The sequence below is a fragment of the Streptomyces sp. TP-A0356 genome (genome assembly GCF_001417775.1).
Classification (GTDB): domain Bacteria; phylum Actinomycetota; class Actinomycetes; order Streptomycetales; family Streptomycetaceae; genus Streptomyces.
On the sequence record NZ_BBZJ01000020.1, the window covers coordinates 461,874 to 474,571 of the forward strand.

The window sequence follows — 12,698 nt, forward strand, 5'->3', positions numbered from 1 at the left end:
CCTCCTTCAGTCGGCCGCCGGGGCGGCGAGGGGAGCGGTCGGGACGGCGGCAGCCGGCTCCAGCCGGTGCTCGGCCAGAACACCGGTCCGGTGCCGCTGGACGAACCAGTAGTAGGCGAAGCCGCCGCCCGCGATGACCGCGACGAACAGGACCGCGCCCCAGCGCAGATACCAGTGGTACGGGGCGGCCGCGTTGTAGACCGCGGCCCGCGGCCAGATCAGGTTGACGGTCATGGCCACGCCCCAGACCACGGCCACGATGTTGACCAGCAGCCCCCAGCGGCCCAGCGAGAACTTGCCCTCGGCCGCCGGCTGCCACTTCCCGCGCAGCCTCGCCACCAGCATCGGCGCGGTGACACCGAGGTAGGCGAGGTAGATCATGATGATGCCGATGCTGGTGACGACCGTGAAGATCTGCGGCTGACGGATGTTGACCACCAGGATCGCCAGCGCCAGGACCCCGATGATCACGGCAGGGACCACCGGGGTCTGGAAGCGCGGACTCACCCGGGCCATCAGCGAGGACGCGGGCAGGTTGTTGTCACGGGCCATCGCGAAGGCCAGCCGGATCGCGGCCGTGTGCACGGCCAGCGCGCACACCGTGACCGCGATGAGCACACACCACAGCATCGCCTTGCCGGCCGTCGGGCCGAGCACGTCGAGCACGATGTACTGCAGACCGTCCGTGGACAGCTTGTCGCCCTTCAGGCTGGAGACACTCATCAGGGCGAGCAGCAGCACCAGCCCGCCCAGGATGAAGGAGGCCACGATCGCACGGATGATCGCACGCGGCGCGTTCCGGGACGGGTCCAGGCACTCCTCACCGAGCGAGGAGGCCGTGTCGAACCCGTACATGACGTACGCCGACGCCAGGGAGGCCACCAGGAACGCGCCCAGGTACCCGGTCGAGTACCCCGCCCCGGTCCCGGCCGTCTGCATGACGACCTGCGGGCCACGGGTGATGTGCACCGCGAACAGGACGATCAGTACGACGGTGGCGACCAGTTCGATGAACACACCCGCCGTGTTGATGGTGGCCATCAGCTTGACGCCGAAGGCGTTCACCAGGGTGGTGAACAGGATCAGCACAGCGGCGAGGACGACGGCGTTCGTCGCCACGTCGTACTTGCCGGTGCCGTCTCCCACGAACTGGAAGACGGACGAGATCTGCGGCAGCGTCAGCTGGTAGGCGAGCGCCACGGCCGAGATCGACACGATCGACGCGATCAGCATCATCCAGCCGGCGAGCCACCCGAGATGCGGATTGCCCACCTTCTTGGACCAGTTGTAGACGGAGCCCGCGATGGGGTAGCGGGCGGCCAGCTCCGCGAAGCACAGAGCGACCATGAACTGGCCGACGAAGACCATCGGCCACGACCACCAGTAGGCGGGGCCACCGCTGCCGTAGCCGAAGTAGAACAGCTGGAAGGTGCCGGTCAGGATGGAGATGTAGCTGATCCCGGCGGCGAAGGTGTGGAAGTTGCCGAGGCTGCGCTTGAGCTCGGGCTTGTAGCCGAACTCGGCGAGTTCGGCGTCATCGCCCTGCTGTGGGCCTGACGGTTGCTCGATTGTCGTCATGAGCGGACTCCTGGTGGGCCAGGGGGAGGGGTGAGGGAGCGCGGCTCCTGCGGGTGCCGTGGTTTGGGGGGGAGTTACGCGAACCAGCCCTGCGGTGCCGGGTCGGTGTTCCGCCAGATGTGCTTCGCCTCCCGGTACTCTGCGAGTCCCGAGGGCCCCAGTTCCCGGCCGAAACCGGACTGCTTGAAACCGCCCCACTCGGCCTGCGGGACGTATGGGTGGTAGTCGTTGATCCAGACGGTGCCGAGCCGCAGGCCGGCCGTGACCCGCTGTGCCCTGGCCTCGTCGCTGGTCCACACGGCGCCCGCGAGCCCGTAGATCGTGTCGTTGGCGAGGCGCACGGCCTCCGCCTCGTCCGTGAACCGCTCCACGGTCAGGACCGGACCGAAGGACTCCTCCTTGACGACGCTCATCCCCGGGGAGCACTCGTCCAGCACGGTCGGCAGATAGTAGAAGCCCTCGTCGAGGCCGGGACCGGACGGCCGGGCGCCGCCGCAGCGCAGCACCGCCCCCTCCTCGATCCCTCGGGCCACATACGCCTCGACCTTGGCCCGGTGCGCCGCCGAGATCAGTGGCCCGGTCTGCGCCCGGTCGTCGAACGGGCCCCCGAGCCGGATCCGAGCCGCCCGCCGTACGACCTCCTCGACGAACCTGTCGTGCAGCCCGTCCTCGACCAGCAGCCGCGCCCCGGCCGAACAGACCTGCCCGGAGTGCAGGAACACCGCCGTCAGCGCCATGTCGACGGCCGCGTCGAAGTCGGCGTCGGCGAAGACGATGTTGGGGTTCTTGCCGCCGAGTTCCAGCGCGACCTTCTTCACCGTCCCGGCCGCCGCCGCCATCAGCCGACGGCCCGTCTGAAGACCCCCGGTGAAGGAGACCAGGTCCACGTCCGGATGGTCGCCCAGGGGCGCGCCCGCCTCAGGACCGGCGCCGAGGACCAGGTTGGCCACGCCCGGCGGTAGACCGGCCTCCTGCAGCAGCCGCATCAGATGGATCGCCGTGTGCGGGGTCAGCTCGCTCGGCTTCAGCACGAACGTGTTACCGGCCGCGAGGGCCGGAGCGACCTTCCACGCCGTCTGCAGGAGGGGATAGTTCCAGGGGGTGATCAGGGCGCAGACGCCCACCGGCTCGTACACGACCCGGCTGTCGACGCCCTGCGTGCCGGTGTCGATCACCCGGCCCGTCTCCTGCGCCGCGAGCCGCCCGAAGTACCGGAAGCAGCGCACGATGTCGTCGATGTCGTACGCGCTCTCGACGAGTCGCTTCCCGGTGTCCAGGGATTCCGCGCGGGCGAGTGCGTCCTTGTCCCGGACGAGCAGACCGGCGACCCGCAGCAGCAGGTCACCGCGTTCGTTCGGAGAGGTGCGCGGCCACGGGCCCTCGTCGAAGGCGCGGCGTGCCGCGGCGATCGCCTCGGCCGTGTCCTTGCCGCCCCCCTCGTCGACGACTCCGACCAGGGAGCCGTCGGCGGGACAGCGGATCTCCCGGGTGCGCTCGTCGACCGCGCCCCGCCACTCGCCGTCAATGAACAGGTCCGGCATGACCGCCTCCCAGCTTCTCGATCATCCATGCGTGGAAGATCCCGATGTGGTGCTCGGTGGGAACCAGCACGCCGCCCTTGCGGTACGCCCGGGACGACATCGCCGGCTGCGTCCGCTCGCACGCCTCGAAGTCCTGGGCGTTCACCCGATGGAACAGTTCCACCGACTTCGACACGTCGGCGCCGGACTCGACGACGTCCGGCGCGTACAGCCAGTCGCACTCGACGACCGTGCGGTCCTCGGCGAGCGGGAACATGCGGTGCAGGATCACATGGTCCGGGACGAGGTTGATGAAGACCGTCGGCTTCACGGTGATCGCGTAGTAGCGGCGGTCCTGGTCCTCCGACACGTCCGGCAGCTTGGCGAAGCCCTCACTGCCGTCGACCGTGAAGCCCCGGATCTCCTCGCCGAACTCGGCGCCGTGCCCCACGTAGTACTGGGCGGCGTACCCGTCGGCGAACTCCGGGAGCACGTCGACCAGTTCGGGATGGATCGTCGCGCAGTGGTAGCACTCCATGAAGTTCTCGACGATCAGCTTCCAGTTCGCCTTCACGTCGTAGACGATCCGCTTGCCGAGCGCCAGGTTCTCGGTGCCGTAGTGCTCGATCGCGGCCGTGTCGCCGAGCCGCTCCACGGCCGCGCCCATCACCGTGTCCTCGAAGGAGGGCGGCTCGTCGGCCAGGCACACCCAGGCGTAACCCAGCCACTCGCGCAGCGCGACCGTGGTCAGGCCGTACTCGACGCGGTCGACGTCCGGCATCTTGACCAGGTTCGGCGCGGCGACGAGCTTGCCGTCGAGGTCGTAGGTCCAGGCGTGGTACGGGCACTGAAGGTTGCGCTTGACCTCGCCGGACTCCTCCAGGCACAGCCGGGCCCCCCGGTGGCGGCAGACGTTGAGGAAGGCGCGCAGCTCGCCGGTGCGGGTGCGGGTGATCAGGACGTTCTCGCGGCCGACCTGGACGGTGCGGAACGCGCCCGGCTTGGCCAGGTCGGCACTGCGGACGGCGCAGAACCACATCGACTCGAAGAGCAGCTCCTGCTCCTGCCGGAAGACCTCCGGATCGGTGTAGTAGTGCCCCGGGAGGGTGGCGATCAGGCTCGGCGAGATCTGCTGGGGGGAGACGGGGATCGTCGTCACGTGCGTGCTCCTCAGGCGGGCGCGGCGGCGAGGCGGGAGGGGTCGAACAGCCCGATGGGGTGCTCGGTGGTGCCGGTGAGGGCCAGGTCGGCCAGGATCTCGCCGACGACGGGCACGAACTTGAAGCCGTGCCCGGAGAAACCGCAGGCCACGGTCACGGACTCGGGGTGTGCGGGGTGGCGCGAGATGACGAAGTGCTCGTCGGGCGTGTTGGAGTACATGCAGGTGGCGGCCTTCAGGAAGGTGCCGGGCAGATCCGGGATGCAGCGGGACATGTGGTCCGCCATGGCCTGGATCTCGTCCTCGTGCACGGTCCGGTCGATGGTCTCCGGGGTGCAGACGACGCCCTTGCGGAAGAAGGCGACCTTGGCGCCGAGGTCCGGGCCGTCGATGGATGGGAAGCCGTAGACCTGGACCTCGTCGGCGTCCTCCCAGATGTAGATGGGGTGGTTCTCCGGGAGGAAGGGCCGGACGCCCTGCTTCGGCTGGAACCAGTACATGACCTGCCGCTCGATCGTGAACGGCACCCCGAGGTCCCTGAGCAGCTGCGGAGCCCAGGCCCCCGGGCAGATCACCAGCCGGCCCGCGGTGTAGGTGTTCTCGGCGGTGTGCACGCGGACCCCGTCCCGGTACGGCTCCCAGCGGACCATCGGCTCCTCGAAGTGCAGCTCCGCGCCCTGCCGGGTGGCCAGTTGGAGGTGCGCGGCGACCATGTTCTCGGGGCGGACCAGGCCGGCCTTCTTCTCGTAGAGCGCGACCTCGTCGTCCTTCGGGGCGAGGGTCGGGAATCGGCGGCGGATCTCCGTGGCGTCCAGCATCTCGTGCGGCAGATCCCACTCGACGGCCGAGCGCAGCGAACCGGAGACGGTACGGGACTCGGGCGGCCCGACCATGACACCGCCGCACAGCGTGGCGATCTCACGGCCGGTGGCCCGCTCCACGTCCTCGTACAGTTCGTACGCGCGCAGCAGCAGCGGGACGTACGCCGGATCCTCGAAGTACGACTGCCGGGTGATCCGCGAACCGCCGTGGCTGGAGCCGCGGTTGTGGACCGGGCCGAACTTCTCCAGACCGAGGACGCGGGCGCCGCGTGCGGACAGATGGTGGGCGGCGGCGCTGCCCATGCCGCCGAGACCGATGACGATGACGTCGTAAGAGGGGGACACGGGCGTCTCCTAGCGGCGGATGCGGGTCATCTTCGGGTCGAACAGCGGCTCGTCGGCGACGGTCGCGGGCACCTTCTCGCCGAAGTACTCGATGTGCACACCGGTGCCGGTCGCGAGCGGCGGCAGCCAGGCGTAGGCGATGCAGCGGCCGAGGGTGTAGCCGTACGAGGCGCTGGTGACATAGCCGGCCGGAAGGCCGTCGACGTACACGGGCTCCTTGCCCAGGACGTTCGCGGCAGGGTCGTCGAGCAGCAGCGGGGTGAGCCTGCGGGTGGCCTCGGGCAGGCCCTGGAGCGCCTCCTGTCCGACGAAGCCGTTCTTGTCCATGCGGACCGCGAAGCCGACGCCGGCCTCGTACGGGTCGTGCTCGTCCGTCATGTCCACGCCCCAGGAGCGATACCCCTTCTCCAGGCGCAGGGAGTTGAAGGCGGACCGCCCGGCCGCGATCACCCCGTGCTCCTGGCCGGCCTCCCACAGCGTGTCCCAGAGGCGCAGCCCCAGGTCGGCGGTGGTGTACAGCTCCCAGCCCAGTTCGCCGACGTAGCTCAGCCGCATGGCCGTCACCGGGACATGGCCGAGGTAGGTCTCCTTGGCGCGGAAGTAGCCGAAGCCCTCGTGCGAGAAGTCGTCACGGGTCAGGGGCTGGACCAGGTCCCGGGCGAGCGGGCCCCAGACGCCGATGCAGCAGGTTCCTGACGTGATGTCCCTGAGGTGGACGTCTGCGGGGGCGTGCCGTGCCAGCCAGTCGAGGTCGGCCGGGGAGTTCGCGCCCACCTGGAAGCGGTCGGGGCCCAGCCGCGCCACGGTGAGGTCGGAGCGGATGCCGCCCGTCCCGTCGAGGAGCAGTGTGTAGGTGACCGCGCCCGGCTTCTTGCGGAGGTTGTTGGTGGTCATGCGGTCGAGGAAGGCGAGGGCTCCGGGCCCGGTGACCTCCAGGCGGCGCAGGGGGGTCATGTCGTACAGCGCGACCTTCTCGCGGGTCGCCCTCGCCTCGGCCGCCGCGATCGGCGACCAGTAGCGGGCGGACCAGGCGTCGCGCTCGGGCAGGGCGAGGCCGTCGACGAGTGGGGCGTTCGCCTCGTACCAGTGCGGGCGCTCCCAGCCGCCGCCCTCCAGGAAGAAGGCGCCGAGCTCCTGCTGGCGGGCGTGGAAGGGGCTGACCCGCAGCGGGCGCGGGTCCTCCATCGGCTGGAGCGGGTGGAGGACGTCGTACACCTCGACGAACTGCTGCGAGCCGCGCTCCGTGATGTACGCCGGTGAGCGCCGCGCGTCCTCGAAGCGGGTGAGGTCGCACTCGTGGACGTCGATGGACGGGCGCCCGTCGACCATCCACTCGGCGACCGCCTTGGCGACACCGGCGGAATGGGTCACCCAGACGGCCTCGGCCAGCCAGAAGCCGCGCACGGTGCGGGACTCGCCGAGGACCGGCATACCGTCCGGGGTGAAGGAGAAGACGCCGTTGAAGCCCTCCTCGATCTCCGTCTCGCGCAGGGCCGGGATCAGCCAGCGGCAGTCCTCCCAGCTGGGGGCCCAGTCCTCGGTGGTGAAGGGGTACGAGGAGGGCATGTCCATGTTCCGGGCGCGGGCCTCTTCGTACGCCGGGATCGCGAACGGGTCGACGGGCAGGGGCCGGTGGGCGTAGCTGCCGATGCCGATGCGGTCGGTGTGCTCGCGGAAGTAGAGGTCGCGGTCCTGGAAGCGGAGGATGGGGCGCGAGGCCTCGTGCCGGTGCTCCGCCAGATCGGGGAGCGGCTTGGTCCTTGCGTACTGGTGTGCGAGCGGCTGGAGCGGCACGTCGACCCCGGCCATCCGGCCGATGACCGGACCCCAGAAGCCGGCCGCGGAGACGACGTGGTCGGCGGGGAAGATGCCGTGGTCGGTGACCACGGCGGTGACCCGGCCGTCCTGCTGTTCGATCCCGGTGACCGTGTGGCGGTCCAGGAAGCGGGCGCCCCGGCCGGTCGCGCGCTCCATCTGCGCGCGGGCCGCGAACAGGGCGCGGGCCAGGCCGTCGTCGGGAGTGTGGAAGCCGCCGAGGACCACCGACTCGTCGACGAGCGGCCAGAGTTCCTTGCACCGGGCCGTGCTCACGACCTCGCCGCGCACGCCCCAGGAGGCGGCGAGGCCCGCCTTGCGGTGCAGGTCGGCCAGGCGCTCGGGGGTCGTGGCGAGCTCCAGTCCGCCGACCTGATTGAAGCAGGAGACCCCGTCGATCTCCAGGGAGCAGAACTTCTCGACGGTGTACTTCGCGAACGCCGTCAGGGTCTTGGACGGGCTGGTCTGGAAGACGAGACCCGGCGCGTGCGAGGTGGAGCCGCCCGGGGCGGGCAGCGGGCCCTGTTCGAGGACGGTGACGTCACTCCAGCCGCGGGCGGTCAACTCGTCGGCGAGAGAGCAGCCGACGATGCCGGCGCCGATGACGACCACACGGGGACTGCTGGGGCGGGTTTCGGGCGTGCTGGACATGCCCCTCCTTGTGGTGGCGGGGATGGCAGGTATCGGGGAAGCCGCCTAGGCGGCGGGCACGTTGGGCCGCTCGGCGGCGATGGTGGTGTTCTGTCCGTGTCCGGTGTGGACGACGGTGTCGCCGGGCAGGGTGAGCAGCCGGTTGCGGATGGAGGCCTCGATGGTCGGGCGGTCCGAGTATGAGCGTCCGGTGGCGCCCGGACCGCCGTGGAAGAGGGTGTCGCCGGTGAACACCGCGTCCAGGAACGGGGCGTAGAGGGAGCAACTGCCCCAGGTGTGACCCGGGTTGTGAATGACCTGGAGCTCGATGCCCGCGACCGTGAGGATCCGGCCGTCGTTCAGCTCGCCGTCCGGCTTGCGAGCTGGGTGGGTGTGGGACCACAGCTCGCTGTCGTCGGGGTGGAGGAGTACGGGCGCCCCGGTCAGCACCGACAGTTGGGCCGCGGCGCCGATGTGGTCGTCGTGCGCGTGGGTGCAGACGATCGCGGTGACCCGGCGGCCGGCGACCGCCGCGTGGATCGTCCGGGCGTCGTGCGCGGCGTCGACGATCAGGACCTCCTCGTCGTCGCCGACGAGCCAGACGTTGTTGTCCACGTCGAAGGTCTGGCCGTCGAGGCTGAAGGTGCCGGAGGTGACGACGCGCTCGACGCGCACGGTTCCGTGGGCGCTCACAGGACCACCACCGAGCGCAGCACCTCACCCCGGTGCATCTTGCCGAACGCCTGCTCCACCTGGTCCAGGGCGATCGTCTCGCTGACGAACGCGTTCAGGTCCAGCAGACCGTAGAGGTACTGGTCGATCAGGAAGGGGAAGTCCCGGCTCGGCAAGCAGTCGCCGTACCAGGAGGACTTGATCGCGCCGCCGCGCGAGAACACGTCGATCAGCGGCAGTTCCACCTTCATCTCGGGGGAGGGGACGCCGACCTGGACGAGCAGACCCGCGTGGTCGCGCATGTAGAAGGCCTGCTTGAACGTCTCGGGCCGGCCCACCGCGTCGATGGCGATGTCGACACCGAAGCCGTCGGTGAGGGCGCGCACGGCCTCCACCGGGTCCGTGCCTCGGGAGTTCACGGTGTGCGTGGCCCCGAACTTCTCGGCCTGGTCGAGCTTCTTGTCGTCGATGTCGACGGCGATGACCTTCATGGCACCGTTCAGACAGGCGCCCGCGATGGCTGCGTTGCCGACCCCGCCGCAGCCGATGACGGCGACCGAGTCGCCACGGCCCACGTTGCCGGTGTTGACGGCGGCGCCGTAGCCGGCCATCACGCCGCAGCCGATCAGCCCCGCGGCCTCGGGACGGGCGGCCGGGTCGATCTTCACCGCCTGACCGGCCGCGACCAGGGTCTTCTCGGCGAACGCCCCGATGCCGAGGGCGTTGGTCAGCGCAGTGCCGTCCAGCAGGGTCATCGGCTGCGCGGCGTTGCGGGAGTCGAAGCAGTACCAGGGGCGGCCACGGCGACACGAGCGACAGGAGCCGCAGGGGGCGCGCCAGGCCAGCACCACGTAGTCGCCGGGTTCGAGGTCGGTGACACCGGCGCCGACCGCCTCGACGGTGCCCGCCGCCTCATGACCCAGCAGGAACGGGAAGTCGTCGTTGATCGCGCCCTCCCGGTAGTGCAGATCCGTGTGGCAGACCCCGCAGGCCTGGACGTTGACGAGCACCTCGCCGGGGCCCGGATCGGGAACGACGATCGTCCGCACCTCGACGGGTGCGCCCTTCTTGACAGCGACTACGGCACGGACCTCGTGGGGCACGACAAGCTCCTCTGCTGTTGCGCAATGCACGATGGGTTGCGCGATGGGGAACATACTGAGAACGCCGTCACGGAGCCGTCAAGAGGGGTGCGTTAACCCTTGGCAAAAGGAACGGGGCGGCTGAAACCCGCCCGACACACGGCGGCGCGGGACCGGGAGAGTCCCGGTCCCGCGCCGTGGTGCGCCCGTCCGCGGGCGGTGCCTCAGAATCCGTAGCCCATCCGGCGGGACAGCTCGGCTCCCGCCGCCACGGTCCGCTTGGCCAGCTCCGGCAGCCGGTCGCCGTTCAGCCGGTACACCGGTCCCGAGACGCTGATCGAGGCGATCACCTTGCCGTCATGGGCGCGGACCGGTGCCGCGACGGCCGCGAGTCCCAGCTCCAGCTCCTCGATCGTGACGCCGTAGCCCTGCTCGATCACCGCCTCCAGTTCCGCGCGCAGCGCGCTCGTGCCGGTGATCGTGCGCTCGGTGAAGCGCGGCAGGGAGCGCGCGAGCAGGCCTTCGCGCAGCGTGGGCGACATGTGCGCGAGCAGCACCTTGCCGCTGGAGGTGGCGTGCAGCGGGGTGCGCCGGCCCAGCCAGTTCTGCGCCGTCACGGACGCTGTGCCGCGGGCCTGCATGATGTTGACCGCCGCGTCGTCGTCGAGGACCGCGATGTTGACGGTCTCACCCAGCTCGTCGGCGAGCTCCCGGCAGACCGGGACGCCCTCCTGCGAGATGTCCAGACGCACTGCCGCCGCCCCCGCCAGGCGTAGTACGCCGGCGCCCAGGTAGTACTTCCCGCGGTCCTTGGCCTGGGCCACCAGGCCGCGGTTCTCCAGGACGCCGAGCAGCCGGAAGGCGGTCGACTTGTGCACGTCCAGCTCGTCGGCGATCTCGGTGACCCCCGCCTCGCCGTGCCGCGCGAGGATCTCCAGCACGCTCACGGCGCGGTCCACCGACTGGACGGCACTGGCCGCGCCTCTGCCGTTCTGCTTCTGCTGATGCTCCTCGCCGCCCTCGGACTGCTTCTGCGTGCGGGTCATGACTCAACTCTCACCACCTGAGGGCCCTGTTTGGGCCGCATCTGCGGGAAACCCTTGACGCGACGGTCGCCCCGCCCGGATTCTGTTGCGCATAGCGCCACCTCGTGCGCCATACGAAACATCATGTTACCGAAGCGTCCGGATCCCGGAAGGGGACCGGCGCCGGAAAGGGGCCGGTCCCGCAAGGTGCCGACTCCCGGACCGGGTCCGGTTCCGCAAGGTGCCGACTCCCGGACCGGGTCCGGTTCCAGTTCCGCCAGGGGCCGATCCCCGGACCGGATCCGGTTCCGCAAGGGGCTCGACGACCTGGACCAACGACGGTCCCGGTCCTTCCGCACCTGCCTGAACTCCCTGACTGCCTGGACCGATTGGGTCCCGGACCGTGCGTCCCGGACCGAGAGGGGGGCCCGTGATTCCCGTCTGCCGCCTTGAAGACCTCCCCGCGGGTGAGGCCGTCCGCATCGACACCGAACCGCCCATCGCCGTGTTCCACACCGAGGACGGCGAGTTGTACGCCATCGACGACACCTGCACCCACCAGGACGCCTCCCTGTCCGAGGGCTGGCTGGAGGGGTGTCTCGTCGAATGCCCGCTGCACGCGGCCTCATTCGACCTCCGGACGGGCGCCCCCACCTGCCTGCCGGCCCGGCGCGCCGTGCGCACCCACCGGGTCACGGTCGACGAGGGCGTGATCCATGTGCACCTGGTGGTGGAGGAGGGCAGCGCGGCATGAGGATGCGGACCCGCATCGGCGTTCCCTCGCTGGAGACCGCCTCATGAGGACCGTCACCGTCGTCGGCGCCTCGCTCTCCGGGCTCTACGCCGCCCGCGAGCTGCGCGCCCAGGGCTTCGACGGACGGCTGGTGATCGTCGGGGAGGAGCCCCACCGGCCCTACGACCGCCCGCCGCTGTCCAAGGACTTCCTCACCGGCCGTGCCGACGAGGAGCGGATCGCGCTCACCGACGCCGAGGAGAGCGCCGGACTCGATGCCGAGTGGCTGCTCGGGGTAAGGGCCCGGGGGCTCGACGCCCGCGGCCGCACCGTGCTCCTCGACGGCGGCCGTACGGTGTCCACGGACGCGTTGGTGATCGCCACCGGAGCGTCCGCGCGCCGTCTGCCCGGCGACGACCTTGCCGGAGTGCACACCCTGCGCACCCTCGACGACGCCCGCGCACTCCGTGACGAACTCGCCCAAGGAGCGCGCCACGTCGTGGTCATCGGCGGCGGCTTCATCGGCGCCGAGACGGCATCCTCCTGTGCCGCCCTCGGTCACGACGTCACGGTCGTCGAGGCGGCCCCCCTGCCCCTCGTCCCGCACCTCGGGCCCGAGATGGCCGCCGTGTGCGCCGCACTGCACCGCCGCGGCGGCGTCGGACTGATCACCGGCATCGGGGTCGCCCGGCTGCACGGCGCCCCGGTCACCGGCTCCGAGGTCACGGGCTCCGAAATCACCTGGCCGCCCGGCACGGAGGGGCCACCGAGCCGTGCCGTCACCGGGGTGGAACTATCCGACGGACGCGTCCTGCCCGCCGACAGCGTGATCGTCGGCATCGGCGCGACGCCCAACACAGGCTGGCTCGCGGGTTCGGCGCTCGCCCTGCACGACGGCGTGCTCTGCGACGACGGCTGCGCGACGGCCCTCCCGCAGGTGGTCGCCGTCGGTGACGTCGCCCGGGTCGGCGGCCACCGCGCCGAGCACTGGACCTCCGCCACCGAGCAACCCCGCGTCGCCGTACGCAATCTGCTCGCCGGGCGCACGGTGGAAACGGTGCGGTCGCTGCCCTACTTCTGGTCCGATCAGTACGGCTCACGCATCCAGTTCGCGGGTCGGCGGCACGTGAGCGACACGGTACGGATCGCCGAGGGGGCGGTCGAGGACGGCGCGCCGGGCGCGGACGGCCTTCTCGCCGTCTATGAACGCGACGGCCGGACCACCGCGGTCCTCTCCGTCGACCGGCCCCGCCCCTTCATGCGGGCCCGGCGCGAACTGGCGCGCGGCGCCGACCCGGTGGAGTCGGCGGCACTCTGA

General features: G+C 70.7%; 10 protein-coding genes. 2 read left to right on the forward strand and 8 right to left on the reverse strand.

Features of this window, described 5'->3' with window-relative positions:
- Nucleotides 1–6: 6 nt before the first annotated feature.
- The 8 genes from ASC56_RS20725 to ASC56_RS20760 form a co-directional block, all read right to left on the reverse strand.
- Nucleotides 7–1,578: an APC family permease gene (locus tag ASC56_RS20725; protein WP_055492958.1), complete on the reverse strand. Its 1,572-nt coding sequence runs from the start codon at nt 1,576–1,578 to the stop codon at nt 7–9.
- A 74-nt stretch (nt 1,579–1,652) separates the two neighbouring features.
- Entirely contained in the window at nt 1,653–3,119 is a 1,467-nt protein-coding gene (locus tag ASC56_RS20730) for an aldehyde dehydrogenase family protein (protein ID WP_055492959.1), read from the reverse strand.
- The gene (locus tag ASC56_RS20735; RefSeq protein ID WP_055492960.1) at nt 3,100–4,257 is read right to left on the reverse strand and encodes an aromatic ring-hydroxylating dioxygenase subunit alpha; all 1,158 of its coding nucleotides are present in this window, start codon (nt 4,255–4,257) and stop codon (nt 3,100–3,102) included. Before ASC56_RS20735 ends, ASC56_RS20730 begins: the two co-directional genes overlap by 20 nt.
- An 11-nt stretch (nt 4,258–4,268) precedes the next feature.
- Nucleotides 4,269–5,423, reverse strand: coding sequence for an N-methyl-L-tryptophan oxidase (solA, locus tag ASC56_RS20740; RefSeq protein ID WP_055492961.1), 1,155 nt, complete (start codon nt 5,421–5,423; stop codon nt 4,269–4,271).
- 9 nt (nt 5,424–5,432) lie between these two features.
- Nucleotides 5,433–7,889, reverse strand: a complete 2,457-nt coding sequence (locus ASC56_RS20745; protein WP_055492962.1) for an FAD-dependent oxidoreductase — start codon at nt 7,887–7,889, stop codon at nt 5,433–5,435.
- A gap of 45 nt (nt 7,890–7,934) precedes the next feature.
- Entirely contained in the window at nt 7,935–8,561 is a 627-nt protein-coding gene (locus ASC56_RS20750; RefSeq protein ID WP_079102614.1) for an MBL fold metallo-hydrolase, read from the reverse strand.
- Nucleotides 8,558–9,643, reverse strand: a complete 1,086-nt coding sequence (locus ASC56_RS20755) for an S-(hydroxymethyl)mycothiol dehydrogenase (RefSeq protein ID WP_055492964.1) — start codon at nt 9,641–9,643, stop codon at nt 8,558–8,560. Before ASC56_RS20755 ends, ASC56_RS20750 begins: the two co-directional genes overlap by 4 nt.
- A gap of 203 nt (nt 9,644–9,846) precedes the next feature.
- Nucleotides 9,847–10,668: an IclR family transcriptional regulator gene (locus ASC56_RS20760; protein WP_199836033.1), complete on the reverse strand. Its 822-nt coding sequence runs from the start codon at nt 10,666–10,668 to the stop codon at nt 9,847–9,849.
- Nucleotides 10,669–11,077: 409 nt separating this feature from the next.
- On the opposite strand from ASC56_RS20760, the gene ASC56_RS20765 reads away from it, so the two are divergent.
- Nucleotides 11,078–11,401 (forward strand): bifunctional 3-phenylpropionate/cinnamic acid dioxygenase ferredoxin subunit, encoded by a 324-nt coding sequence (locus tag ASC56_RS20765; RefSeq protein WP_055492965.1) that lies wholly within the window; start codon nt 11,078–11,080, stop codon nt 11,399–11,401.
- 43 nt (nt 11,402–11,444) lie between these two features.
- Nucleotides 11,445–12,698 (forward strand): NAD(P)/FAD-dependent oxidoreductase, encoded by a 1,254-nt coding sequence (locus ASC56_RS20770; RefSeq protein WP_055492966.1) that lies wholly within the window; start codon nt 11,445–11,447, stop codon nt 12,696–12,698.

What these genes read in the sequence shown, in the direction of transcription:
- ASC56_RS20725 (WP_055492958.1), bottom strand. Translation starts at nt 1,578, where the DNA reads ATGACGACAATCGAGCAACCGTCAGGCCCACAGCAGGGCGATGACGCC.
- ASC56_RS20760 (WP_199836033.1), bottom strand. Translation starts at nt 10,668, where the DNA reads ATGACCCGCACGCAGAAGCAGTCCGAGGGCGGCGAGGAGCATCAGCAG.
- ASC56_RS20745 (WP_055492962.1), bottom strand. Translation starts at nt 7,889, where the DNA reads ATGTCCAGCACGCCCGAAACCCGCCCCAGCAGTCCCCGTGTGGTCGTC.
- ASC56_RS20730 (WP_055492959.1), bottom strand. Translation starts at nt 3,119, where the DNA reads ATGCCGGACCTGTTCATTGACGGCGAGTGGCGGGGCGCGGTCGACGAG.
- ASC56_RS20770 (WP_055492966.1), top strand. Translation starts at nt 11,445, where the DNA reads ATGAGGACCGTCACCGTCGTCGGCGCCTCGCTCTCCGGGCTCTACGCC.